This window comes from Paenibacillus sp. QJM3NY_38, from assembly GCF_056173265.1.
In genome coordinates, this window is record NZ_CM149665.1 from 953,290 (window position 1) to 977,477 (window position 24,188).

The 24,188-nt window shown below is 50.5% G+C and carries 23 protein-coding genes; 15 read left to right on the forward strand and 8 right to left on the reverse strand.

Features of this window, described 5'->3' with window-relative positions; all coding sequences use genetic code 11:
- Positions 1-103 precede the first annotated feature (103 nt).
- Positions 104-1,381, reverse strand: coding sequence for a BaiN/RdsA family NAD(P)/FAD-dependent oxidoreductase (locus AC0VZ8_RS04240; RefSeq protein ID WP_475486125.1), 1,278 nt, complete (start codon positions 1,379-1,381; stop codon positions 104-106).
- Positions 1,382-1,592: 211 nt separating this feature from the next.
- Between AC0VZ8_RS04240 and AC0VZ8_RS04245 the strand changes: the two genes are divergently transcribed.
- The 3 genes from AC0VZ8_RS04245 to nadE all read left to right on the forward strand — a co-directional run bounded on the left by AC0VZ8_RS04245 (position 1,593) and on the right by nadE (position 4,996).
- Complete coding sequence (locus AC0VZ8_RS04245) at positions 1,593-3,317, forward strand: two-component system sensor histidine kinase NtrB (RefSeq protein ID WP_475486126.1); 1,725 nt, start codon at positions 1,593-1,595, stop codon at positions 3,315-3,317.
- Between the two features lie 325 nt (positions 3,318-3,642).
- A complete protein-coding gene (locus AC0VZ8_RS04250; protein ID WP_071220893.1) occupies positions 3,643-4,077 on the forward strand; it encodes a BrxA/BrxB family bacilliredoxin in 435 nt (144 codons plus the stop codon).
- A gap of 109 nt (positions 4,078-4,186) precedes the next feature.
- Positions 4,187-4,996, forward strand: coding sequence for an ammonia-dependent NAD(+) synthetase (gene nadE / locus AC0VZ8_RS04255; protein ID WP_071220892.1), 810 nt, complete (start codon positions 4,187-4,189; stop codon positions 4,994-4,996).
- A gap of 73 nt (positions 4,997-5,069) precedes the next feature.
- Here the strand turns inward: nadE and AC0VZ8_RS04260 are convergent, their stop codons facing one another.
- The gene (locus AC0VZ8_RS04260; protein ID WP_194540896.1) at positions 5,070-5,621 is read right to left on the reverse strand and encodes a dihydrofolate reductase family protein; all 552 of its coding nucleotides are present in this window, start codon (positions 5,619-5,621) and stop codon (positions 5,070-5,072) included.
- A gap of 191 nt (positions 5,622-5,812) precedes the next feature.
- Between AC0VZ8_RS04260 and acpS the strand changes: the two genes are divergently transcribed.
- The 3 genes from acpS (at position 5,813) to AC0VZ8_RS04275 (ending at position 8,682) form a co-directional block, all read left to right on the forward strand.
- On the forward strand, positions 5,813-6,208 hold the full coding sequence (gene acpS, locus AC0VZ8_RS04265; protein ID WP_260069328.1) for a holo-ACP synthase: 396 nt from the start codon (positions 5,813-5,815) through the stop codon (positions 6,206-6,208).
- Between the two features lie 25 nt (positions 6,209-6,233).
- A complete protein-coding gene (gene mutY / locus AC0VZ8_RS04270) occupies positions 6,234-7,382 on the forward strand; it encodes an A/G-specific adenine glycosylase (RefSeq protein WP_475486127.1) in 1,149 nt (382 codons plus the stop codon).
- A gap of 64 nt (positions 7,383-7,446) precedes the next feature.
- Entirely contained in the window at positions 7,447-8,682 is a 1,236-nt protein-coding gene (locus AC0VZ8_RS04275) for an MFS transporter (protein WP_260069326.1), read from the forward strand.
- Between the two features lie 99 nt (positions 8,683-8,781).
- On the opposite strand, the gene AC0VZ8_RS04280 is transcribed toward AC0VZ8_RS04275, so the two are convergent.
- Positions 8,782-9,390: a superoxide dismutase gene (locus AC0VZ8_RS04280; protein ID WP_260069325.1), complete on the reverse strand. Its 609-nt coding sequence runs from the start codon at positions 9,388-9,390 to the stop codon at positions 8,782-8,784.
- 326 nt (positions 9,391-9,716) lie between these two features.
- Between AC0VZ8_RS04280 and AC0VZ8_RS04285 the strand changes: the two genes are divergently transcribed.
- The 9 genes from AC0VZ8_RS04285 to folE all read left to right on the forward strand — a co-directional run bounded on the left by AC0VZ8_RS04285 (position 9,717) and on the right by folE (position 20,196).
- Positions 9,717-12,284: a hypothetical protein gene (locus AC0VZ8_RS04285; RefSeq protein WP_475486128.1), complete on the forward strand. Its 2,568-nt coding sequence runs from the start codon at positions 9,717-9,719 to the stop codon at positions 12,282-12,284.
- A gap of 27 nt (positions 12,285-12,311) precedes the next feature.
- The gene (locus tag AC0VZ8_RS04290; RefSeq protein WP_339295561.1) at positions 12,312-13,079 is read left to right on the forward strand and encodes an ABC transporter ATP-binding protein; all 768 of its coding nucleotides are present in this window, start codon (positions 12,312-12,314) and stop codon (positions 13,077-13,079) included.
- Between the two features lie 68 nt (positions 13,080-13,147).
- Complete coding sequence (locus AC0VZ8_RS04295) at positions 13,148-14,425, forward strand: ABC transporter permease (protein WP_475486129.1); 1,278 nt, start codon at positions 13,148-13,150, stop codon at positions 14,423-14,425.
- A gap of 33 nt (positions 14,426-14,458) precedes the next feature.
- Complete coding sequence (locus tag AC0VZ8_RS04300) at positions 14,459-15,547, forward strand: efflux RND transporter periplasmic adaptor subunit (protein WP_475486130.1); 1,089 nt, start codon at positions 14,459-14,461, stop codon at positions 15,545-15,547.
- A 438-nt stretch (positions 15,548-15,985) separates the two neighbouring features.
- Positions 15,986-16,408 carry a GNAT family N-acetyltransferase gene (locus AC0VZ8_RS04305; RefSeq protein ID WP_012819018.1) on the forward strand — a complete coding sequence of 141 codons (423 nt, stop codon included), beginning with the start codon at positions 15,986-15,988 and terminating at the stop codon, positions 16,406-16,408.
- A 203-nt stretch (positions 16,409-16,611) separates the two neighbouring features.
- On the forward strand, positions 16,612-17,214 hold the full coding sequence (lepB, locus tag AC0VZ8_RS04310) for a signal peptidase I (RefSeq protein WP_071220882.1): 603 nt from the start codon (positions 16,612-16,614) through the stop codon (positions 17,212-17,214).
- A gap of 43 nt (positions 17,215-17,257) precedes the next feature.
- Complete coding sequence (gene queG, locus AC0VZ8_RS04315; RefSeq protein ID WP_475486131.1) at positions 17,258-19,099, forward strand: tRNA epoxyqueuosine(34) reductase QueG; 1,842 nt, start codon at positions 17,258-17,260, stop codon at positions 19,097-19,099.
- A 142-nt stretch (positions 19,100-19,241) separates the two neighbouring features.
- On the forward strand, positions 19,242-19,478 hold the full coding sequence (locus AC0VZ8_RS04320) for a YneF family protein (protein ID WP_009594912.1): 237 nt from the start codon (positions 19,242-19,244) through the stop codon (positions 19,476-19,478).
- A 124-nt stretch (positions 19,479-19,602) separates the two neighbouring features.
- Positions 19,603-20,196 (forward strand): GTP cyclohydrolase I FolE, encoded by a 594-nt coding sequence (gene folE, locus AC0VZ8_RS04325; protein ID WP_071220880.1) that lies wholly within the window; start codon positions 19,603-19,605, stop codon positions 20,194-20,196.
- A gap of 104 nt (positions 20,197-20,300) precedes the next feature.
- Here folE and AC0VZ8_RS04330 read toward each other — a convergent pair whose 3' ends face one another.
- From AC0VZ8_RS04330 to AC0VZ8_RS04350, 5 genes are all read right to left on the reverse strand, one after another.
- Positions 20,301-20,573, reverse strand: coding sequence for a hypothetical protein (locus AC0VZ8_RS04330; protein ID WP_076325903.1), 273 nt, complete (start codon positions 20,571-20,573; stop codon positions 20,301-20,303).
- Between the two features lie 33 nt (positions 20,574-20,606).
- Positions 20,607-21,881 (reverse strand): Tle-like phospholipase domain-containing protein, encoded by a 1,275-nt coding sequence (locus AC0VZ8_RS04335; protein WP_475486132.1) that lies wholly within the window; start codon positions 21,879-21,881, stop codon positions 20,607-20,609.
- A gap of 70 nt (positions 21,882-21,951) precedes the next feature.
- Positions 21,952-22,230, reverse strand: a complete 279-nt coding sequence (locus tag AC0VZ8_RS04340) for a hypothetical protein (RefSeq protein ID WP_071220877.1) — start codon at positions 22,228-22,230, stop codon at positions 21,952-21,954.
- Between the two features lie 292 nt (positions 22,231-22,522).
- Complete coding sequence (locus AC0VZ8_RS04345; RefSeq protein WP_201259391.1) at positions 22,523-22,849, reverse strand: hypothetical protein; 327 nt, start codon at positions 22,847-22,849, stop codon at positions 22,523-22,525.
- A 152-nt stretch (positions 22,850-23,001) separates the two neighbouring features.
- Positions 23,002-24,177, reverse strand: coding sequence for a Fe-Mn family superoxide dismutase (locus AC0VZ8_RS04350; protein WP_475486133.1), 1,176 nt, complete (start codon positions 24,175-24,177; stop codon positions 23,002-23,004).
- Between the last annotated feature and the right edge of the window lie 11 nt (positions 24,178-24,188).

Genomic DNA, 24,188 nt, shown 5'->3' on the forward strand with positions numbered 1-24,188 from the left:
ATCAGAAAGTATAAACTTCGAAGCTAGTGACTTCCTGATATCGCAAGAAAAACCTCATCTAACCGCGGTCTGTCATCTGTGAAAGAACGTCGATCGACGTTTTTTATGATTTGTTTACCGCTGCTGCTTCGGCAGCATGCTTGCCTGCCGTATAACCGGTTGCAAAGGCGGCCGTAATATTGTAACCGCCGGTGTATCCGTGAATATCCAGAATTTCACCGCAGAAGAAGAGGCCGGGCATCAGCTTGGATTCCATGCTTTTGGGCTGGATTTCCTTGAGGCTGACGCCGCCGCCTGTCACGAAGGCCTCCTTCAGCGAACGGGTGCCCGACGCGCGGAACGAGAACTTTTTTAGAATCGAGATAAAGGTTGTCAGCGCCGTTTTGGAGATACCGCTGCAGATCATGTCGCTGTCGATGGAGGACTTGGATAGCAGCAGGGGGATCATTCGTTCCGGCAGCATGCCCTTGAGCACGTTTTTGATGCTTTTTCTCGGCTCATCCTCCAGCCGTCCTTTGAGATCGGCCTCAAGCTCAGCTTGAGAGCGATCGGGGAACATATCGATGGCCATGTCCACATTCACGATATCAAACTTCCGCTGCACCTGGCGGATGAACTGACTGCAGCGCAGCGCGATCGGCCCGGACACCCCGAAATGGGTGAACAGCATATCTCCCCGGTGGGCAATCACTTTTTTTCCTTTCGGATTCCAGACGGAGAGCTCCACATCCCGCAGTGACAAACCTTGCAGCTCTTTAGAGGCAATAAAAGGCTCGGTGGAGACGATAGGCACTTCGGTTGGATACAGCTCCGTGATCGTATGTCCTGCCGCCTCAGCCCAAGGATACCCGTCCCCCGTCGAACCGGTTTGCGGCACAGACTGTCCGCCGGTTGCAATGATCACGCAGGAAGACTTGATCACTTCCCCGGATTTCAGTTCGATCCCGGCCGTCCGGCCGTTCTCATAAAGAACTCTTTTCACCGGACTGTTTGTCCGGATGTCGGTGCCGAGCTCCTTCACTTTGCCAATCAAGGCATTCACGACACTGGAGGCTTTATCCGTCACAGGAAACATGCGCCCATTGTCTTCTTCTTTGAGGCGAATGCCAAGGCCCTCGAAAAAAGACATGATATCCTTATTGTTCCAATGCTGAAAAGCACTATATAGAAAACGGCCGTTTCCCGGGATGTTGGCAATCAATTCATCCTGTTCTTTGGCATTCGTCACATTGCATCTTCCGCCGCCCGATATGCCAAGTTTACGGCCTAGTTTATCTCCTTTGTCAATCAGCAGAACGGAAGCTCCTCTTTCCCCTGCCGCAACACAGGACATCAATCCGGAAGGTCCGCCGCCGACGACAATAATATCATATTCAAGCATGTTTGCTCATAGCTCCTTTGGGGGTATATCAATTAATAGATGAATCTTATTATATAGGATTTTTGCGAATTATCCCAAACCTCATGAATAGGACATAGGATGTAGTTTACCCGGGCTTCGAAAGAGAAATTACAAGATATTGTAATATGATGTCGCCTATGCTTTAATCAGAAATATTAGATGCGTCGTCCAATTGAGGTGATCGATCACTGTGCTGAGCCTATGGAAAGATATTTTGCTGCAAGTTTTGCTGTCTGGTACACTCATCTTTCATCTGCCGCTTCTCCTCGACAGACATCTAAAGTGCCTGAACAAGAAGAATCCGGATGATCTGCTTCGATTTCGCAAACATATTGTCATTGCATGCGGAATCAGCACTGTATTATGTGTCTTGATCTCGGCCATGAACGATTATTACGTACCGATCAACCTTGGCGTAATTCCGTTATTTTTAGGCATATTATATGGAGGTCGTCGTTCAGGGCTATTTCTTGCAGCTGTGTATATCACAAGCCAAGGGCTGATTAATGGTTGGTCCACGATCGGCCTCATTCTGAATATGCTGGTTCTGGGATATTCGCTATTACCTTGGATCACCTCTAATTTCAGGAAAGGCTCCATGACCGAGAAGATTTGTTGGCTGTGGAGCGCGCTTATTCCGGCCATGCTGATTATTGTAGCCTCCCACGCGATTGAAGGTAAGGTTAAGAATGATGCTCTGAATCCGGATACGATATTGGTGACCATTTTGTATATGCTGATCGGCATTTTTTATTCTGGAATGATTGTGTATTGGATCGAATTAACCAATGAGCGTCTGGGCGCGGGCCAATATGATGTGAAGAACAGAGAGTGGTCATCGTTAACCAAAATGATGGAGATGATTCCTTTAGGGATGGTCGCGGTAGATCGAAGCGGCAATATCATCGCCTTTAATCAACCGCTTATCCGCAGCTTTCGAAACGTGTTTCCCAATCTGTCGACCAAGGATGTTATCGGCAGACCGTTGTTTGACTTATTGGATGGCATGATTCAAAAAGAACATCTGCGCAGTCGGTTTCATAGAGCGATAGATGGAATCGAAAGCACCGGTGAGATTATGCGAAGCGCTACCAGGGTGTATTCCACGGGCATTTATCCGCTTATACATAACGAGAACGGCGACATCTTGGGTGCGGTAGGTATTATGGAAGATATTACGGAGCTGGAGCGGCTTCGGACGGAATTTATTAATGTAGAGCGTTTAAGTTTGGTTGGCCAAATGGCGGCAAGCATTACCCATGAAATTCGCAATCCGATGGCTGTCGTGCGTGGATTCTTGCAGCTGATGCAGGAGAAGAGTCCGGATACGCTGGACCATTATTACCGGATTGTCATGGAGGAGCTCGATCGGGCTAACGGTATCATCAGCGATTTTTTATCCCTCGCCCAAAACCGGGTTGCAGAAAAAGAAGAGTGTCACCTGCATGACATTATACATGAGCTCAGTCCCCTCTTGTGGGCTGACGCGAATTTGCGCGGCCAGAGCATTGAGCTGAAACTCGGAACCGAAATTCCCCATCTGCATCTGAATGCCAAGGAGATGAAACAGCTGATTCTGAACCTGTGCCGAAACGGGATGGAGGCTATGGACGACAAGGGGACGTTGACGATCGAAACCCGGCTCGAAGGGGATCAGGTCCAGCTTTATGTTGCGGATACCGGGATTGGCATCTCCGAGAATGAGCTGGAGCGTTTGTTTGAGCCTTTCTTTACGACGAAGAGCAAGGGAACGGGGCTGGGACTTGCCCTGTGCATGAGCATTGTACAGCGTCATCACGGGACCATTGATGTGAAGTCGCGGCTAGGGGAAGGAACGGTTTTCATTATTTCCTTTCCTGTCCGCTCGTTCCCGCAAAGCTTACCGGAAACCGAGAGTGCTGCCGCTTCCGAATAAACGGATTGGTAATTAGGCATTCTAAGGTAGAGCTTAGGGTAAAGGAGGGATTCGGATGAGTAAAAATGATTCCAAACAACAGGAGCAGCAGGAGCGTGAAAACAAAGAGCGCCGTGGCGAGCCCATCGTTGACAAGAAAAAAGATGGGGTAAACTATCCTGCTACCTAGTTCAAAGAATGAAACAATGAAAGACGGGCGGTATCCTATTTTGTGATGCTGCTCGTTTTGTATTTTCTTGCTTTCAATCTTTAGGATTGTATAATATAGATATCGATGAGCTGTTATAATTCGAACAATCTTGTTTATATAAGGAGTGAAGCAGTTATGGGTATGTCTTTTGACCGATATATGCGCGATATGGTTCAACCGATGCGGGATGAGCTGACTAGCTTGGGAATCAAGGAGCTGACAACACCTGAAGAGGTGGAGGAAGTGCTTCCGGCAGCGAAAGGCACAACGCTGGTCGTTGTAAACTCCGTATGCGGATGCGCAGCTGGGCAAGCACGTCCTGGTGTAGCTATAGCGCTTGAGAACCAGGTGAAGCCGGATCATTTGTATACCGTGTTCGCAGGACAGGATAAGGAAGCAACGGCGAAAGCCCGCGAGTATTTTGCTCCGTATCCTCCATCCTCCCCATCGATTGCGCTGTTGAAGGACGGAGAATTGGTGCATTTTATTGAGCGCCATCAAGTGGAGAATCGTTCTGCAGAAGAAATCGCGGCGGATTTGACCGACGCATTCAATCGCTACTGCCAGTAATTCGGCAGTTACATAGGCCCCGAAGCATTCGGCATATTCCGAAGCCGCGGGGCTTTTGTTATAGAAGCACTTCATAAAAGAGAGAACATACTGAAAGGAGTCATCTATCATGAGCCTACAAGAACAAATTATCGCCGAACTGGGTGTCAAACCTACCATTAATGTGGAGGAAGAGGTGCGCAAGCGCGTTGATTTTCTGAAAACCTATGTGAAGAACTCGGGTACTTCCGGATTGCTGATCGCCATTAGCGGCGGGATTGATTCGGCGGTGGCTGCCGGTCTGTGCAAACGGGCTACTGACGAGCTTACGGAGGAGACCGGTAAGGAATACAAGACACTAGGGGTGTTCCAGCCATACGGCGAGCAGGCTGATATTTCCGACAGCTACGCCACGGCGAAGGCCTTCGATTTGAAATATACCGTCGAGACCAATATCGAGGAAGCCGTGAACGAGGTTGCACTGGAGGTAGAGCATGGCCTGAAGAATATCGGCGTCCATAAACATATGAGCATTCCCGGCAAAGGTAATGTGAAAGCAAGGGTGCGTATGGTGGTACAATATGCGCTGGCATTCGAACAGAATTTGATCGTTGTCGGCACGGATCATGCTTCCGAGGCGATTACCGGCTTCTATACCAAGTGGGGCGATGGAGCAGTGGACATTACGCCGCTGAGTTCCCTGAACAAGCGTCAGGTTCGTATGCTCGCATCCTATTTGGGGGTTCCGCAATCGATTCTGGACAAAGCGCCTTCTGCCGGCCTTTGGGAAGGTCAGACAGACGAGAAAGAGCTCGGAATCAGCTACGAGGATAACAGCGATTATCTGGAAGGCAAGACGATCAACCCTGATGTTCAGCAGAAGCTCGAGAGCTATTACAACAAAACCGCGCACAAGCGCAATACGATTCCAGGCATCTAACATACGAATACCCAGCAAATAGCCTTCCGGAGAAATACCCTCCGGAAGGCTATTTATTTAGCGAGGCACTAGGTTAGGTATACATGATGTTGTAGGTCGGTTTGAGAACGCCGTTGGCATATTGCTTCATATCGACCAGTTCGAGTCTTAGCCGGGGTTTGACACTGCCGAACAACGGAACGCCGTCGCCAACGATTACCGGGTTGACCTTTAATACAAGCTGATCGATCAGTTGATGCTGAAGCAGGCTTCCTGCCAATTCCCCCCCGCCGCACAGCCAGAGCTTACCGTCTGTCCGTTGTTTGAGATTATGGATGTATGGGATGGCGTCCTCCTTGACTAACTCAACTTCATCATTGGATTCGAATTCTAATGACCGTGAGAATATATAATGTTTGAGTCCTTTGTAACCAGGTTCACCCGGCTTAGCCCCCATCTTAAATCCAAACTCATAGGTTTTACCGCCCATCAGCACAGCCTCAAACTCCTGAATCTCTGCCAAGAAGTCCGGAACATGCTCCCCATCGAATAAAAAGAGAGTGCGGTCGATCCTCCCATCCATCATGGCTTGATCTGCGATAAAATAGTCAAGCGAAACGGCAACGTGATAAATCAATGAGCCCATAATATGCTTCCCCCTCACATCATGCTATTTTGTACAGTCTATATGGATAAAATTTGAAACACAACAATTTTATTTAATTCATTTTGTTGTAACACCGTTGGTCTCGCGTTGAGGTACATCGACTGATACAATAAGTAGGAGTTTATTTTTTTGGACAGGAAGACTGGATCCATGAAGGAGAGCGGACGATTGTGATCTACGGAATCGGACATGACGTGCTGGACATGAAGCGAATGGAGATGTTAATGACAGGCCCGCATGGAGAGAGGTTCATGCAGCGCGTGCTTACGCAGGGCGAGCAGGTCATTGCCGCAGGCAAGGGGGCGAAACGCACGGAGTTTGTTGCCGGGCGCTTTGCTGCCAAAGAGGCGATATCCAAAGCCTTTGGCTCCGGAATCGGGGGTGTAATCGGGTTTCGTGACATCGAAGTGCTGCCGGGTGCTCTTGGCAGGCCTGAGGCACGTTTATCCCGGGAAGCCTGGGACCGCCTTGGAATGGAGGAGTCCGCCCATTATGCGATTCATTTGACGATTTCGCATCAGGCCACGCTGGCTTCCGCTTTTGCCGTGGTTGAGAAGATAAAGTAAGGTTAACGAAGGAGATTACTTATAGATGTATAATAAGGAACACAAACAATACTTCAGCCACGAGCTGCTGGATTGGTATGAGATCAACAAAAGGGATTTGCCTTGGCGCAGGCACCGCGATCCCTACTATATATGGGTATCTGAGATCATGCTGCAGCAGACCCGGGTGGACACGGTAATTCCTTACTTCCACCGGTTTATCGAACGGTTTCCAACGATTCAGTCGCTTGCGGATGCGCCGGAGGACGATGTACTGAAATGCTGGGAGGGCCTCGGCTATTATTCCCGGGCACGCAACCTTCAGGCTGCCGCCAGGCAGGTGACAGAGCAGTATGGTGGCGTTATGCCGAGCGGCAAAGAAGAAGTGTCGGGACTTAAAGGCATTGGTCCATATACCTCGGGTGCCATTCGCAGCATCGCATTTAACATTCCTGCCGCAGCAGTGGACGGTAACGTCATGCGTGTGCTGTCCCGCTTTTTTTTGATTGAAGAAGATATTATGAAGGTGAAAACCCGGACCAAGATGGAGGATCTGGTGCTGATGCTGGTTCCGGACGGGCGAGCATCGGATTTCACTCAGGCGCTGATGGAACTGGGGGCGTTGATCTGTACGCCGAAGTCTCCTAAATGTCTGGTATGTCCGGTGATGGAGCATTGTACAGCGCGGTTTGAGGGCAAAGAGGAGTCCCTTCCTATTAAGACGAAGGCCAAGCCGCCGCGCCCTGAATACCGCCTTACGGCGATTGTAGAGGGCACCGGCGTGCACGAAGGGAAGATTCTGATCCGTAAGCGTCCATCTACCGGTTTATTGGCAGGGATGTGGGAGCTGCCGCATGTAATTGTATCGACCGAAGGGAGCGGCGTACCGGCCACGATGTCCGAGGAGACAACGATGAACCGCTTGAGGGATGCCCTACTGGAAGAAGGGGTTCCGGTTCTGCCGATCGGCCATGTGATGGACGCTGAGCATACCTTTAGCCATATTCAATGGAATATGGACGTGTACCGCTGTAAGTGGCACGAGGTTCCGCCGGCAGCCCTGCAAGCAGCAGAGAGTGCAGCGGCTTATGAGACAGGCGAAGAGAACTTTCGCTGGATTCACGTGCATGACATGGAACGCTACGCATTTCCGAATGTGTTCATTCGGATTTTGAACTCGTATTTCTCATCTTGAAGCCGAAAATACCCTTGGAATGGGGATATCATAATAAAACGGCTCGTAAGGAGTAGTGGAGCTTTTGCATACCTGGAAGAATGCGCTTCTTTACATTTTTGGCATCGGGGTCTCCAATCTGGGAAACTGGATCTATCTGGTTGCCATCAATTTGCTTGTGCTGCACATGACAGGTTCTCCTGCGGCGGTGGCTGGATTATTTATCATCCGACCGCTCGCAACCCTGTTTATCAACTCCTGGGCGGGCAGTATGATTGACCGGGCGAATAAGCGCAGGCTTATGGTCACCACCGATGTGATTCGGGGGATTTTGATTGCCATGATCCCCTTTATTTCATCGGTTTGGGGTATCTATTGCATCATGTTTCTGATTAACGTAGCGGGCGCTTTCTTCGGGCCTACGTCCATGACTTATATAACGAAGCTGATACCGGGAGAGGAACGAAAGCGGTTCAACGCATGGTCCAGCTTTACAACATCCGGAGCGGTGCTGCTTGGACCCGCCATATCCGGCCTTTTGATCGCTTATACGGACATTCGGGTTAGTATCTTCATCAATGCCGTATCATTCTTCATCTGCGCGCTTGTCATTTACTTCCTTCCCGATGTGGATGGAGAGGAGAACGCGGGCAATGGACGTGATGCCATCACGATGAAGATGCTCCTTCGGGATTGGGCAGCGGTTATTCATTTTGGGAAAGCGGCGAAGTATTTTATGCTCGTATACCTGTTGTTTCAATCTGCCATGCTGCTCGGCTTCGCGCTCGATTCCCAAGAGGCTACCTTTATTAAACAGGTGCTGTTCCTCGGAGACGAGGATTACGGACTACTCGTCAGCGTAGCCGGAGCGGGGTATCTGGCTGGCTCAGCGGCTGCGTCTCTAACAGTCAAATGGCTGTCATTGCGCATGTTTATCGGGGCTGGTGTGCTGCTGTCGAGTGCCGGATATATGATCTTCTATGCCGCATCCGGCCTCCTGACGGCAGTTATCGGCTTTATCGTGTTTGGTTTCTTTACTTCGTATGCGAATGCGGGATATACCACTTTTTTTCAAAATCACGTGCCTATTGATCTGATGGGGCGTTTTACGAGCGTGACCCGCTTGTTGGAAGGGATGCTGCAGATTCTGTTAACGCTTCTGCTTGGTTTTGTCGCCGCTGCCTGGCCGCTGCAGACCGTATGCCTGATCGGTGCAGGTGCAGCCGTCCTGATCTCGGTCATCCTGCTCGCGGTCATCTATACGCCGTCCAAGGTCCGCTATTATGAAGCTACCCCTCCACCAGCGGTAAATAACACGTAACAGCATGATATTGATATAAAAAGGCTGCTTTCGCGGTAGACAGGGTCTACAGCGGAAAGCAGCCTTTTTGGTATGATATCGGTTTTTAGTTAAGCGATATTATTTCGCGTTATCGTAACGTTTGCCGACTTCTTCCCAGTTTACTACATTCCAGAATGCAGAAATGTAATCAGGGCGTTTGTTTTGATACTTCAGGTAGTAAGCATGCTCCCAAACGTCCAGGCCGAGGAGAGGAGTTTGACCTTCCATGATCGGGCTGTCTTGGTTTGGTGTGCTGGTTACTGCCAGTTTGCCATCTTTAACAATGAGCCAAGCCCAGCCGCTGCCAAAACGGGTTGTAGCCGCTTTTGCGAAATCTTCTTTGAATTTATCGAAGCCGCCGAGCTCGCTGTTGATGGCATCAGCCAATGCGCCAGTCGGTTGTCCGCCGCCGTTTGGTCCGATAACTTCCCAGAACAGGGAGTGGTTAGCATGGCCGCCGCCGTTGTTGCGAACCGCTGTGCGGATGCTTTCCGGTACAGCGTCAAGGTTAGCGATCAGATCCTCAAGGGATTTGCCTTGAAGCTCAGGAGCGTTCTCAAGAGCAGCGTTCAAGTTGGTTACGTAGGTATTATGGTGGCGATCATGGTGGATCTCCATCGTTTGTGCGTCGATATGAGGCTCGAGCGCGTCGTTTGCGTAAGGAAGTGCTGGTAATTGAAATGCCATAGTAAAAACCTCCTGTAAATTTAGTTTTTGGTTATGATGAAAGGGTCTTCCTTCATCAGGAAGTCTTTATCATCCCGGAGAAACGTAATATGTAATCCGGCTACACTACATATATTAAACCGTTTTGGGTGATTAAATCAACTTTTATGTTTGAAAAGTCGACAGAGGGCTAATTTTTTGCACGATGGAACGTTGTTTCAGCGCATTGAATATTAATGGAAAACTTTTCTTTGAAATTTGTCGTTATATATATTGTCTTGAACAAATCTATGATTAAACGTCGATATAGAAGGGTATGTCGAGGTAGAAAGGGGTCGGTACATAACATGAATAGTACAAAGCTCAGAGTGACTGCCATTCTGATGGCTGCCATTCTGGCTGCGGCACCGCAAGTGGAAGCTGCAGCATCTAAGACGCAGCCATCGCAAATCACGAAGTCGACTGCGCAGAAGGGTGCAGCGCTCGCCTGGAGCGTGAAACTTGGCAACAACGTCACGGCAAAGCTTGACCATGCCGACGTATGGCAGCAAACCGGCACGAATGTGGCGGTATTTACACTGACTTATAAAAACGGAGGGAAAAGCGCAGCGCGCCTGGTATCTTATTTTCCCAAGGTGGTGCTTCCCGGCGGTTCGGTGACGGCAGCCAATCCCATTTCCAAGGATCTAACCAAGAAGAAGGTAGAACCTGGGCAAAGCCTGAGTGTAACCTACTATGCGAAGACCGATAGCAGCTCCTTGTCCGGCATGAAGCTGGTGATGGACGTATGGAATCCGCAGGTCAAAGGCTACCTGCAGCGTGTCGGAACGTACAGGATGCCGGCCAACTATTCAGCCGCCGTACCATCCGGTTCGAGCTCCAAGCTGCAACTGGGCGGCAGTCCGGTTACCGTACAGGCTGAATCACTGGAGATCATCAAGTACGACGGGAAAGTCATCGCCAAAGTCGGGATGTATATGACGAACCATGGCGGAAAGGTATGGAATGACCGCGGGTTCGAACCGTATTTGGTGACGGGAAGCGGCAGTTCATTCCTTCTGCGTCATGAGGCAGGGGCCGAGGGTGTGCCTGTTCAGCCGAAAGAAAAGAAACTGGTTTATTACATAACGGAAGTTCCCTCCTATCTTAAAACGACCGGTTTGCGTTTCTTGTGGACCGAAAACGATGAAACGCTGAAGCTGTCGTTGCCGGTCGCATCCTTCAAGCTGCCTGCGGCAACAGCTCCAAAGTGGGATGTCGCGGCTGGCGCGGCCAAGAAGTTGACCATCAAGGGCATTCCGGTCGATGCCAGAATCCGCCAGGCTTCGCTGCGCGCCGCCGGGGGACAGGGCATATGGAGTATCGAGATGGCCTTCAAGAACAAAGGGAAAAAATCGGTGGAGGTTCCGGCCTACGAGTATGCGATTAAAGCATCCGAAGGCTCCTTCCATCCCTACGCTCCGGATAACAAGGCGGGTTTGACACTCCGTCCCGGGGAAGAGAAAACGATGGTGATGGAAATCACGCTTCCGCTTGATCTAAAGCAGGACCGGTTGAAGCTGCAAATGATCGGGGCATCTGGCCCTGTCAGCTCATCCAATCCGCCGGCGGGCTCGGGTGAACCGGGCAGTGAGACGACCACCGAGGTCCAGGAGTCATTCACCCTGCCGATTGCATATTTTGCCATCCCTTACCAAACGGAACGCAAATCATCGATCGGCGTTGAGTACGACGCGCAGACGGCCAAAGGATTTGCGTACACGCTGGAATCCATGCAGCGTCTGCCATGGCAGGATCAGGATCTGATCGTTGCGAAGCTGCGTCTGCGGAATACCCAGGAATCCAAATCGCTGCCGCTGCCTGAGCTTAAAGTAAACGTCACAGCGGACGAAAAAACGACGCTGGCCGGTTCGGAGGTTATTGCGGAGGAGCAGGGTTCCCTGATTCCCCCGGGCTCATCAACCGAGGTATATGTCATGGCGCGAATCCCTTATACCAAGGATATCCGTTCGCTCCGCTTCGAGCTGTTCTCGCAGCAGGATACAGCCAAAACGTCGTTCCTTACCATGACCACGTCCGGCATGACGCAGTCGATCAGCACCTTGGAGAAAGGGAAGCCGTATACGGTTACCGCGATTGGTAAGCGCGCAGAGGCGCAGGAACGGCGGACGGTCATCTATGAAGGCGTGGACTCCGATATTGTCTATTCCGAGTTCTTGCTGACCAGCAATGAACAGCGCCGCGTTCAAGCAGCAGTGCTGAAGGGGTATTTCCAAAGCACGGATGGCAAGATCTACGAAGCGGAAACCATTCAGCCGGAAGCCTCGCTTCAGCCGGGATCCAAGCAGTCGATCGTCTTTTGGGCCAGAGTGCCGAAGGGGGCTGCAAGCGAATTGGGGCTTGCTCTGGGTACGGCAATGACCGGAGGCAAGCTTGCGGAGACGGGGAAAGACGCTACCGGTGTCATGGGCGTGAAAAAATTGATGCTGAATCCGATCAGACCTGCCGTAAGCTCCGGACTGACGAACCTCGATTGGTATCCTTACCACGTTTCGGTTACGAAAGCGGTAGGACATCTGCAGGAGGGCAGTTCTTCCATTCCGCTGAATATCACGTTTGATGTAAAACGCAGCGAGAGCATCGTTGCGGCGGACTCCGGCCACAAGCTGATTCTAATCATCAAAGACAGCCTCGGACAGACACAGGAGCGTACGCTCACGCCAGGTACCGATATCCAGGTGCCGGGCACCCGGTCGGTGTCGATGGAGCTGTCGGATGAGCAATACAAAAAACTTCGCGGCGGTTGGTTTAACTTAACCCTGGTGGACGAATTCCAGAATGAGCGGATCACGCTCGGCAGCCAAAGCTACAATCTGATATTCACGCCTACTGCAGTTCCTGACGAGGAGAGTTAAATTAAGAACCGGAAAGGAATAGCGAACATGTTGCGTTTGGAAAATGTATCGCACAGCTTTAAGAACGGTAACGAAGTGTTAAAGGTGCTCCATAATATCCAGTTCGAAGTCCAGAAGGGAGAGATGATTGCCCTGCTCGGCAGTTCCGGGTCGGGCAAATCCACGCTGCTCAACTTAATGGCAGGACTGATGAAGCCGACGGAAGGCCATATTTATATTGCCGATCAGGATATTGTCAAATACGGGGAAAACAAGCTTGCTGTCTTCCGGCGCAAGCATATCGGGTTTATTTTTCAGGCCTATGAGCTGATCCCGACGCTCACGGTTCGGGAGAACGTGGAGCTTCCCCTGGTCTTTCAATCCGTTTCTCCGTCCAAGCGCCGCAAGAAAGCGATGGAGCTGCTGGAGATGACGGGAATCGGCGATAAGGCTTCGTTGTACCCGTCCCAGCTGTCAGGCGGGCAGCAGCAGCGCGTCAGTATTGCGCGCTCGTTGATTACCGAGCCTTCCGTAATTTTTGCGGACGAGCCGACGGGGAACCTGGACACCAAGACGGAAGAGGAAATTATCCGAATTATGATGGCGCTGAACGAGTCCATGAAAACAACGTTTGTCATCGTTACCCATGAGATGGAAGTCGCTGCTCAAATGAAAAAAACGATTATGCTCCGTGACGGTTATTTGGTTCAGCCGGAGGACTATACAACGCCAGCAGCAGGGCAACGGGGGCCAAACGCCCCTTCGTCCCTGTCTGGGGTCCCGGTTCATGCGGAGGAGGCAGGTGAGGTCAGCTGATAATTTTAGACAGCATACGGCTGGCATGGGGACAGATCAAACGCCGTAAAGTGGTGACAGCCCTGTGCATGACCGGTATTTCGATTGGATGCGCGGCTATTATCGTAGCGATCAGCATTGGCAACGGCGCCCAGAATTATTTGGAGACGGAAATTATAGGCGGCATGAAGCTTGACGAAATTACGGTGACTCCGCAGGGCTCAAGCGGGCAAGGTGAAGGCAGCGGCCCCACGGTCGGAGCTGACCGGGGATTGCTTACGGATGATAAGGTTCAGGTGATTCAGGGCTTTGATCATGTCAAATCCGTTATAGCCACCAAGCAGCTCGGGTATTTTAGAGCCATTTCGTCCGACAACCTGATCAACGACGGCTTCAACGTTGTGGCCGTGGACCTGTCAAAGCTCAAAGAGCAGGGTAACAGGTTCAAGGAAGGCGGCCCGCTTGATCAGATCGGTGCTATGGTGCTCAATTACGGAGCAACAACCGGATGGAAGGATGCAGAGACGAGCGAAAGATTAATGAATATGATCAATAGCGATCCCAACAATCCGAAGATATGGGAAGAATATCAGATGTATGAGAGCACCGTATCGGAAATGAACGGGAAAAATATTCAGCTGGAGCAGATGGACGGTGACAAGAAGCAGCTTAGCCCGGCGCTTTATGTTGGAGGCGTGCTGGACGTGCCTACGGGAAGAGATGCCCAGTTTGCGATCTACGATCGTCAGGCCTATATTTCCTTTGATACGGCGGAATGGCTAACAAACAGTTTGAAACTGCAAAATGGGACAGCTTCCAAACAGCGGGTATACGATAATCTAACCGTCAAAGTGGATGATCTGCAGCATATTAAACCGCTCGAGGATTTGATCTCAAAGCTTGCGCTGAATGCGAGCGACAATTTGGCTATGCGTGACCAGGTCGCTTCCCAATTGGATACATTCAAAGCGATCGCTCTCGGCATCGGCGTATTTATCCTGTTATTGGCCTCGATATCGATCATCGTAGCGATGACGATGTCTACGCATCAGCGCCGCAGACAAATCGGCATCATGAAGGTTCTGGGGGCGAATATGCCGCAAATCCGCAACATGTTCATCGTAGAAGCCAGCCTGCTCGGTTTGCTTGGCGGATTGCTTGGCATCGTATTCGCATTTTTGATCATCAAGGGACTAAATTCATTCATTATGGCTTCGGCGGGCATGTCTGGGCTGCAAATTGCGGTTACGCTGGAGACGCTGCCGATCGGCATTGCATTCGCCGTGATGACCGGAATCTTCTCGGGGATCTATCCGGCGATCAGTGCAGCAAGAACGAACGCACTTCTGGCCATCAAGCGGGATTAGGATAATGAGTTTCGGAAAGGAAGCTAAATCGGTATGATAAAAAAAATCATAAAATGGACGGTTATCGTTGCCGTGCTGGGCTTGGTGGGATATTGGGGATATGGACAGGTGAAACCGAAAGAACCCGAGATTCCCATGATGGAAGAGCCGCAGGTCATCTCATTTCCCGTAATCGAGGAAAGCATCGTTTCGACCGTGCAGGTCAAGGGAACGTCCGAATACGGGCGGGAGACCAATGTGTACGCACCTTTTGAAGCGAAAGTGGAGTCTTGGAACGTAGAGAACGGCCAGCAGATCAAGAAAGGCGATGCGCTTTTTAAATTGGAGCAAACGGCCATTCGCCAGCAGCTTCAGCAGAAGGAAGCCGAGCTGCAGAAGCGGAAGCTGGAGCAGGAGCTGAAGGAGTTCACGTTAAATCAGGACCTCGATAACGCCCCGGCGTTAGCAACGGAGGCCGAGCGCCTTAAAATGCTCGCAGACCAGGAAAATGCTCGGCTGAGCAGTCAGCTGGACGAGGTTACCAACGATATTGAACGCCAGACGCTGGCCGACTTGAATGACAGGCTGAAGAAAGCTACATACCTATCACCTGCAACAGGCCTGTTTCTGTTCGATCCGACGCAGCAGCGGCCGCAATCGGTGACGGCGAACCAGTATATCGGCAAAATCGTCGACCTGGATTCTCTTCGATTAGTGGCATATGTCGGGGAAAACGATATATTCAGCATTAAGCAGGACATGGCGGTTGAAGTAAAGCTGCCGTCCATCAAGGATCTAAAGCTGAAGGGAAAGGTGCTGGAAGTGGCCAAATTTGCCGAGACGACGGCTCAGGAGAAGCAAACCTCCCAGACACCACAGTTTAAGGTAATCATCTCGCTGCCGAAGGAAGATCGTTTGATCGGCGGGCTGACGCTAAACGGAGACATTGTAACCAAACGAAAGGATAAGGCGGTTGTGGTTCCTAAACTTGCCGTTATGACGGACGGAGGCACCTCCTACGTCATGGTGGACAAGGGAGGCGGCCAGATTGAACGGCAGGATATCGAGACCGGCTTGCAGACGCTGGATAAAGTCGAGGTTGTGTCAGGACTGAAAGTGGGCGACACCGTCGTTCTCCAGTAAATATGATGAACGTAAACACAGCGTTGCTCAAAGGCACATAGCCTAGAGAACGCTGTTGTTTTTTTACTTGCCTATATCAACGATAGGACTGGGAAAGTCCGGTTATTTTATTAAAATATAGATCTCAATCAGAAAGAAAAGGCTTGGAAATTCATGGGTGTAATTTTAACAGTGAGCTAATGGTTTAACAGCAGGAAACAAACCTGTTATTCAACAAAAATATGGAATATTATCCAGCTAAAAAGATGAAAACGCTTCATATAAAGCGCTTTCAGAAGAAAACTCGTGAATTTACGAGAAAGATGTGGTTTAATGGACAAGGAAAGAGGATTTTCGGGTTTTTTGTAGTAACATAAATGTCAGGTTTGCGTTAACGGAATACTAGATTTTTGTAAACCGGGTAAACCGCATCATGCTAACGAAAAGGGAGATTTTGAAATGCATGTTCGTTCCTTTCAGTTGAGTGACTGTAACCCCGTAACCGAGCTTCTGCAGATTGCTTTATCGGAAGAATGCTACGAAAACACGATGGAGCCCTTCTCCAGACAGCTTGCTTGGGACTCCGATCTGATTATGGTGGCTGAAGAAAACGGTGAAATCGTTGGTGCCTTAATCGGTACGATCGAACGCAATCATGGTTGTTATTACCGCATTGCCATTCATCCCGACTACCGCAGAAAAGGGATTGGCAAAGCATTGATTTCGGCAATGGAACAGCGTTTTCAATCACGGAAAGTCAGTCGGATCATGGTAGCCGGAGACGAGCACAACGCCGCAGCCATGCCATTTTATGAAGCTATGGGATACGGTGCCAGCCAAATCCTGCGGTCGTTCCAGAAGCTCAGTATCCTTGGTCAATAGTAGTCATGACGAGAGCGGTACATACGAGCGACGCAAACGGCGGCCTTAAGCTTCGACAGAGATAAGAAACGACATTTTTTCGATATGAAGCATATCTTTCAGCCGTTGCAAATGGGTGGGAGATATGCTTTTCTATTAATGTACCTTTTTGAAGGTGCCGCCTTTGGTACCCGAAGGCGAAATCGAAGTAAAGTAGGTGTAGCATGGGACAAGTGATTTCTCCGGATTCAACTGAGCATGGCGAGAACAACGGACCTCAGAATCAACCTGGCAAGAAGAACAGCTGGGCTGCCGAGCTTTGGGATTGGGTAAAGACGATTGCGATTGCATTTGTTATTATGGTGCTTCTAAATATGTTTGTGTTCAACCTTTCTATGGTTAAAGGTGAATCTATGCAGCCGACACTGGTAGCATCGGAGCGGCTATTTATTAATAAAGTGGTATATCGCTTTGCCGAACCGAGCCATGGCGATGTCATTGTGCTTAAGGACCCGAGTGATGGCCCGGATAAGAAGGAGTTTCTTGTAAAGCGTGTCGTTGGCGTACCTGGGGACACCATTGAGGTAAAGGACCAGAAGCTGTACGTAAACGGAGTTGCACAGCAGGAAGGATATACGGATGTCCCGATCGAGGACCCGGGCTTTGAGCCTATAACCCTGGAAGAGGGCCGCTACTTCGTTATGGGAGATAACCGCCATCTTGGAAAGAGCAAGGACAGCCGCATGTTCGGCAGCGTGAAGGAAAGCGACATCGTGGGCAGGGCTGAATTTATTTTCTGGCCGTTGTCCGAGATCAAAAAGCTGTAGCTGAAAAGACAGAACATCATCCCAGGAAAGGAGGCGCTGGAGAATGACCTACACACTCGGCTCGTATGCTCCTCCGCCTTCGGTATGGGAGGAGCTTAAGCAGGAGCTTAAGACCGTTGCACCGGAGCTTGGCATTGATGATATCGGCTTTGCTTCGGCGGAGCCGTTCGAATCCTTGAAGGGAATATTGCAAAACCATCGGGATAAAGGGTATGAGTCGGGCTTTGAGGAGTCCGATCTGGATAAGCGGGTTACTCCGGCCCTTTCCGGTACGAAGCCGAAGTCCCTGATTTCCATCGCCATAACGTACCACTCCAAGATGGAGAACCCGCCTAAATCAGAGCCTGGCAAGTACAGGGGGATTATGGCGCGGTCTGCATGGGGAAGGGATTATCATCAGGTTCTCCGGGAGGCCATGAGCCGCCTGGAGGAATACATTAAAGAACGCGTGCCGGATGCGAAGCTTGAAAGTATGGTGGACACGGGCGCGCTTGTTGACCGGGCGGTTTCGCAGCGAGCGGGGATTGGCTTTAGCGCTAAGAACTGCGCCATCATCTCTCCGAAGTTCGGTTCCTGGATATTCCTCGGCGAAATGGTGACCAATATCCCGTTTCCGCCGGATACGCCGGTAACCGAGGACTGCGGGGAGTGCACCAAGTGCATTGACGCTTGCCCAACCGGCGCGCTTGTCGGTCCCGGGCAGCTGAATGCCCAGCGCTGCGTTTCTTTTCTAACCCAGACCAAAGGGTTTCTGGACGAAGAAGCCATGCGCAAGATCGGTAACCGGCTGTACGGCTGTGATACCTGTCAAATTGTTTGTCCGAAGAACCGGGGCAAGAATTGGACTCATCAAGAGGACTTTAAGCCCGATCCTGAAAAAGCCAAGCCGCTGCTCCTGCCCATCCTTGATATGACCAACCGGGAATTCAAGGAGGCATTTGGAGATACTTCGGCCGCTTGGCGCGGCCGAAAGCCGATTCAGCGCAATGCTGTCATCGCGCTTGGCAACTTTAAAGATATTTCAGCCGTACCGAAGCTGAGCGAGGTACTGCTGAAAGACCCGCGCCCGGAGCTGCGGGGAACCGCTGCATGGGCTCTGGGCCGCATTGGAGGCGAAGAAGCGTTGAACAACTTAGAGAAAAGCATGAAATCAGAAGGGGATTCCCAAGTACGAGATATGCTGCAGCAAGCCTTGAATAAACTGAATACACCGAGTGAGAAAGAAGCGCCTGCCGGAGCTGCGGCTGATGCTTCTTCCGCTGGCACTCCTGCTGCGGGTTCCTCTAATGGGGACAAGCCGGAACAGGAGAGTCCTGTTATTCAGGGAGTTGAGCCGATGGCCATCCCTGAAGGAGGACCGGAAATGCTGTATTACGATGAACTTCAATCTCCGATTGGACCGCTGACGGTCTGCGCAACGGAGAAGGGATTATGTCTTATTGAATTTGGCAGCTTCTATGTGAAGGAAGCGGTCATCCAGCAGTGGTCACGGACCTGGGCCGGTAACGGCGGCTACCAGCGTGACGAGGCAAGATTAGCTCCTGCGATCACGCAGTTGAAGCAGTATTTTGCAGGGGAGCTAAAGTCGTTCGACGTACAGCTGGACATGCGCGGAACTTCGTTCCAATTGCAGGTGTGGGAAGCGCTGAAGTCCATTCCTTATGGAACGGTGTGTTCCTATAAGGATGTGGCCGAATCCATCGGGCGTCCTAAAGCGGTTCGTGCCGTAGGCGGAGCGAACAACAAGAACCCGGTCCCGATCATCGTGCCATGCCATCGTGTGGTAGGTGCTGACGGAGCTCTCATCGGATATGCCGGCGGGCCGGAGATCAAACGCACTCTGTTAACAATTGAAGGAGCTATGCCAGGTCGAAAAGGGTCGTAAAGGATACAATATGCATGACTAGGGCCGCTTGCTGCCATGTATCCGTTATTTTCATTTGCTGTGGCGAAAAGGACATGCTATGATAGGTTCGTATATGCGCCATTAAATGGTAAATATTAGTATAGTAGAAGGTGGTCAAGTGATGGATATAGTTATTCCGATTATTACATTGATCGTGGGTCTGGTTGGCGGATTTTTTATCGGCGTATTCTATCTCCGCAAGCAATTGGAGAAGATGCAGAACGATCCGCAAATGCTGCAGAAGATGGCAAAACAAATGGGCTATAACATGAACAGCAAGCAAATGCAGCGCGCACAGCAAATGATGAAAAATCAGCCTATGCCGGGTAAAGGGCAAGGCCGTAAACGCAAATCATAATGAAAAAAAGCCCGCTCCCGTCTAAATGAAATGACGGAGGGGCATTTCTATTTAAAAAGGCCGCTAACAGCGGCTATAAGTTAACCGTTTGCTTTTTCTATGGAACGAAAAAGGGGGATGTACTGTGGCGGGTGTAAAGGATTATGTGAACAATAAAGTAGGCGATAACCGGGAGCAGATCGAGTATCATGTTGAGCAAATATTGAAACTGATCGGTGAAGATCCCCAGCGTGAGGGACTCCTTGAGACACCGGCCCGTGTAACGCGGATGTATGAGGAGATCTTTGCGGGATACGAAGTGGATCCCAAGGATGTCCTCGGGGTTACCTTTGACGAGAATCATGAGGAATTGGTTATCGTGAAGGATATCGTATATTACAGCCAGTGCGAGCATCATATGGCGCCGTTCTTTGGCAAAGTCCATATCGGTTATGTCCCTAGCGGCAAAATCGCCGGCTTGAGCAAGCTGGCGCGTCTGGTTGAGGCGGTTACCCGCCGTCTTCAGGTGCAGGAGCGCATCACCTCGCAAATCGCGGACATTATGGTGGAGGCGCTGCAGCCAAACGGCGTGATGGTCGTTGTGGAAGGCGAGCATCTGTGCATGTGCGCGCGCGGTGTGAAGAAGCCGGGCAGCAAAACGGTCACGTCAGCTGTACGCGGTACCTTCCAGAGTGATTCTGCACAGCGTTCAGAATTTCTGTCTTTGATTAAAGACTAAGCAGGATCCAGACCATTGAAACAGGCTTCGCCCACGGGGGCGAAGCCTGTTTTTTGTGCTCAGCAACGAATATGAGCTTCTATGTTAATCGATGCAAGGGCTTCTCAAGAGGCCCCATCCACTTGTTTCATATACTGCACATATTGGATGAGTGCGTGTTTTTGCTCCTCGATATCCCGGATGCGGCGGGACATCTCCATGAAGAAGGTTTCAATCTGATCGCGCAGCACATTGGCGGATTGTCCCTTCCAATCCTGCAGACGGGCGTACATGACCCGTGCCTCCTGTTCGTCGGCCCGAATGGCTGCCAGCAGTCCTGACAGCTCGCGTTCGGCCTGAAGCAAATCATCCAGCTCCAGCAGAATCTCTCGACTCATCTCCATCCCTCCCGGTAGTTGTCGTATTGATGTTTACCCGCTGTTGTCTGTCCGTTCAAATAAATCCGCTTTGAATTTAATATACTGAACGATGTCGGTGGTATGTTGCAGATGCCATTGACTCATCGACATGATAGATGTATCCAGCTGCTGGACAATCGGCTGCAGACGTCTGCTGTGGCTGGAGAACATGTATTTGGAGAGACGCTGCCGGATTCCTTGGATTTCGGCATCACTTTGATGGGCGTGTGCTCTCCATTTCTCGGCTACGCTTCGCAGCTCGGCAGGGGTTACCTGGATGGTACCGGAGGAGCCTCCTGCGGAGCCGCCCAGGGCTCCCAGTGAGCCGCCCAAACCTAAGCCCAAATTGCTCAGCGGCCCGCCAAGACCAAACAAGAGATTGCTGTGAGCAGGGATTCTAGGCGAATCCACAGCTTTATCGGTAGCACCGTTATAAAGACGGTTCGAAACGTAGCCATCCTCGAATCGATAGCGGTCAAGCTGATGATAATTGGGGCCGCCCAGTGTATTATCAATTTTTTCTTTTATACTGAGACCATCATTGGCGTCTTTATAACTGGAGTCTATGTAATAGGTAGAACCGACGTGGCCATCGAAGCCGCCGAGCGCGCCGCTGGCAATAATGTCGCCTGGATGGGCGAAATTAATGATTTGGGAATCGAATTCCCCGTTCTCTGCCTTTCTTCTGGCTTCAGGGGAGAGGCTTCCGATGACCGACGGAGCGCTGAAGGTGACAGCCGACATGCCCGTATAGGCGGCAGCATATTGCGCGTTGGCTCCCCCTAGGGAGTGACCCGTGAGGGTGAAATCAACACCCTTGTATTTCTCCTTCATTTCCAGCGCATAATCCTCGGCTTGATACAACTGGTTGGTTCCCAATATATCCGTTTTTTTATCGATCTGCCGCGATTGTTCACCGAACCAATCCGTGACATCGTTAATCCCCGTGGCTTCTTTGACTTTGTCTACATGGTTCGCCCAAGGTGGCCGAAATTCCGGGATTTTTCTTTTGATCTCTTCAATGCCAATGTCCGCATCGGCCAAATAATCGGGGAGAGCATGGGATAAGTCTTTGCCTGCCTCGGTGCCCCGGTATGCGATAACGGCCTGATTCGTTTCCTTGTTGTAAAAAGTTACCGCATCAAAACCAGATATGCTGTTGCTCTTATAGTCCTCAAGGACCTCCCACCCAGGCAAGTCCTCAACGGTATCTTCTTTTTTCAGATCGAGATAAGCCGCTTCTGACATCAATCGGTACGTCTCGTCATCCACTTGCGGTGAACTCAAATATACTCCTCCTTAACATGACTCAGCAGGATCAGAACCTTTAGTTACAGCCAAAAGGCAGCACAACCCATCACTCGCCCTTAATCGCTTTTCTGAGCTCCGGGTTCATTACGAAATTAGATGTCTCGCCTGTGTTGAAATCGACGGATATTTTAAAGGTTTGTTCCGGATGATCTACTACAAACCCTTCAAGGTTGACCTTGTCCGCTACAATAGAAGGCATCATCTCTTCTTTGGTAATCTCGACATCCAAGTTGTATTTCTCTTTAAAATGCTCAACGGCTGTGGTCTTAGCCTTCGTTATGACTTCGTCCGAGCTGTCGTCTGTATTGGCTTGGTTATTGTTCACTGGCTGGCATCCTCCAACAATTAAAATGATAAGCACAAAAGCAAAAATGAAAACACGTGATTTGAAACTACTGTTCACACTGACCCATCCCTTCAGTGGTGATGTTCTGCTCTTACAGGCATGCTGCATCTTGCAGTACTGGTTTGGAACGCATCGTTTCTCTTCGTTTCGCCTTAGGCAATGTAGATGTGGCGCACCAAGCTTACTGTCATATCATAATCCAGCATATGGTAGCGTTCAACCGAATAAATAACCAGATATGTAGTAAAAAAGACCTAACAATAGGCTCGGATTATTCCTTAGTTTTAATAATCTTGTCCAATTCTGGACTCATGACCAAGTGCCCGGTTTCAAGGGTCTTGTAGTTTACAGATAAATTGAAAGTCTGATCGGGATGCCCTATGACAAAACCTCCAACATCAATTTCATCGGCGACATATGTAGGTAATTTATTTTGGCTCGTTATTTGGACCTCCATATCGTACGTTTCCTTAAAGTATTGAATTGCAGCATTGCTTGCTGCAACGATGGATTCATTGCCATGGCGATTGTTATTGTTGATGGAAGACGGATGGCCGCATCCTACGGATACAAAAAAAAGGATGAGTAAGGTAAGCAATCCCGACCCCTTTATCCAATGTGCTCCAGTGTACAGAGAATCACCCCTTTGAATAAGGATAAGCCCTCCTTAAACTCCATAATGAAGTAAGGAGGGCTATAGACAACATACCCAATATTAACCAATGTGAAGCAACCCAGCAAGGCTTTGAATTAAAAAGGCTTCCATTTCAGCTCACTGGCATGCTTGAAACGCTCCGCAACCGCCGGCCAGTAGACCACGTTCCACCAATCCTTGATGTAATCCTTGCGTTTACTTTGATGTTTGAGGTAGTAGGCGTGCTCCCATACATCCAGTGCCAGAAGAGGTACGACGTCCCACTGGGAGAGGTTCTGATGCTTCTCGGCTTGTAGAATTTCCAGTCGATGGCTGCGCGGACTCCAGACGAGGATCGCCCAGCCGCCGCCTTCCACTTTGTCTGCCGCTTCCGAGAAGTGCTTTTTAAAGCGATCGAAGCTTCCGAAATCCTTCTTGATCTGCTGGGCAAGCTCCCCGCCCGGTTCCCCACCGCCCTGCGGGTTCATAATGTCCCAGAAGATCGTGTGCAAATAGTGGCCGGCACCGTGAAAAGCCAGCTCGCGTTCCCAATGCTTCACCAGCTCGAAATCGCCGCTTTTTCTGGCCGCCTCCAGTTTTTTCTCTGCTTTGTTTAAACCGTCGACGTAGCTTTGGTGATGGATATCGTGATGAATCCGCATGGTTTTCTCGTCGATATGAGGCTCCAGCGCATTATATGCGTAAGGCAGCGGAGGAAGGCGATGTCCGCCAATCGGTACGGCCTTGCCGCTGTCTCCCATGCCTTGAATGGACAGATCAGCCTCAGAGCGAGATGGCGGTGGGGAGGAGGCCTCGTGAAGCGTCATGGATTGCACCGGCATCTCCACATCCATAAATCTCTCCAGCGCTCCAGCGGAGTTGAGCGTCTCCAGCGCGTTCAGGAAGTATTCGGACTCCCGAATCACATGGTGCAGCACCGTGCTGGCAAGCGGCACTTTCCGAACAGCCTCACTATGCTCCTTCAAGCCATGCAGTTGGCGGATGAACTCTCTGGATTGCTCGCAGGAAGCGCGCAGCAGCTGTTCGACCTGGGCCAGCACCTGCGGCGAAGGAGGCCCGTCATAACGGAGAATGTGGCGCAGAAGTTCGTCTGCTGCTTTTTCCGTGTCGGAGAATACCACGGCCCATTGATCCAGCGTTTTGACATAGTCCGGCTCCAGCTCCGGCACAACGGCTTTGATAAGGCCAGTATGCTTCCTTTCCTGATGCTTCCAATAGCGAATCTCTTCGAGTAATCGTACCGGGAGCTTTGCTCCGTAAATAAATAACATGTCCGTTCCCT

What these genes read in the sequence shown, in the direction of transcription:
- AC0VZ8_RS04240 (WP_475486125.1), bottom strand. Translation starts at nt 1,381, where the DNA reads ATGCTTGAATATGATATTATTGTCGTCGGCGGCGGACCTTCCGGATTG.
- AC0VZ8_RS04250 (WP_071220893.1), top strand. Translation starts at nt 3,643, where the DNA reads ATGGGTATGTCTTTTGACCGATATATGCGCGATATGGTTCAACCGATG.
- nadE (WP_071220892.1), top strand. Translation starts at nt 4,187, where the DNA reads ATGAGCCTACAAGAACAAATTATCGCCGAACTGGGTGTCAAACCTACC.
- AC0VZ8_RS04260 (WP_194540896.1), bottom strand. Translation starts at nt 5,621, where the DNA reads ATGGGCTCATTGATTTATCACGTTGCCGTTTCGCTTGACTATTTTATC.
- mutY (WP_475486127.1), top strand. Translation starts at nt 6,234, where the DNA reads ATGTATAATAAGGAACACAAACAATACTTCAGCCACGAGCTGCTGGAT.
- AC0VZ8_RS04280 (WP_260069325.1), bottom strand. Translation starts at nt 9,390, where the DNA reads ATGGCATTTCAATTACCAGCACTTCCTTACGCAAACGACGCGCTCGAG.
- AC0VZ8_RS04285 (WP_475486128.1), top strand. Translation starts at nt 9,717, where the DNA reads ATGAATAGTACAAAGCTCAGAGTGACTGCCATTCTGATGGCTGCCATT.
- AC0VZ8_RS04290 (WP_339295561.1), top strand. Translation starts at nt 12,312, where the DNA reads ATGTTGCGTTTGGAAAATGTATCGCACAGCTTTAAGAACGGTAACGAA.
- AC0VZ8_RS04295 (WP_475486129.1), top strand. Translation starts at nt 13,148, where the DNA reads ATGACCGGTATTTCGATTGGATGCGCGGCTATTATCGTAGCGATCAGC.
- AC0VZ8_RS04300 (WP_475486130.1), top strand. Translation starts at nt 14,459, where the DNA reads ATGATAAAAAAAATCATAAAATGGACGGTTATCGTTGCCGTGCTGGGC.
- AC0VZ8_RS04305 (WP_012819018.1), top strand. Translation starts at nt 15,986, where the DNA reads ATGCATGTTCGTTCCTTTCAGTTGAGTGACTGTAACCCCGTAACCGAG.
- lepB (WP_071220882.1), top strand. Translation starts at nt 16,612, where the DNA reads ATGGGACAAGTGATTTCTCCGGATTCAACTGAGCATGGCGAGAACAAC.
- queG (WP_475486131.1), top strand. Translation starts at nt 17,258, where the DNA reads ATGACCTACACACTCGGCTCGTATGCTCCTCCGCCTTCGGTATGGGAG.
- AC0VZ8_RS04320 (WP_009594912.1), top strand. Translation starts at nt 19,242, where the DNA reads ATGGATATAGTTATTCCGATTATTACATTGATCGTGGGTCTGGTTGGC.
- AC0VZ8_RS04330 (WP_076325903.1), bottom strand. Translation starts at nt 20,573, where the DNA reads ATGAGTCGAGAGATTCTGCTGGAGCTGGATGATTTGCTTCAGGCCGAA.
- AC0VZ8_RS04350 (WP_475486133.1), bottom strand. Translation starts at nt 24,177, where the DNA reads ATGTTATTTATTTACGGAGCAAAGCTCCCGGTACGATTACTCGAAGAG.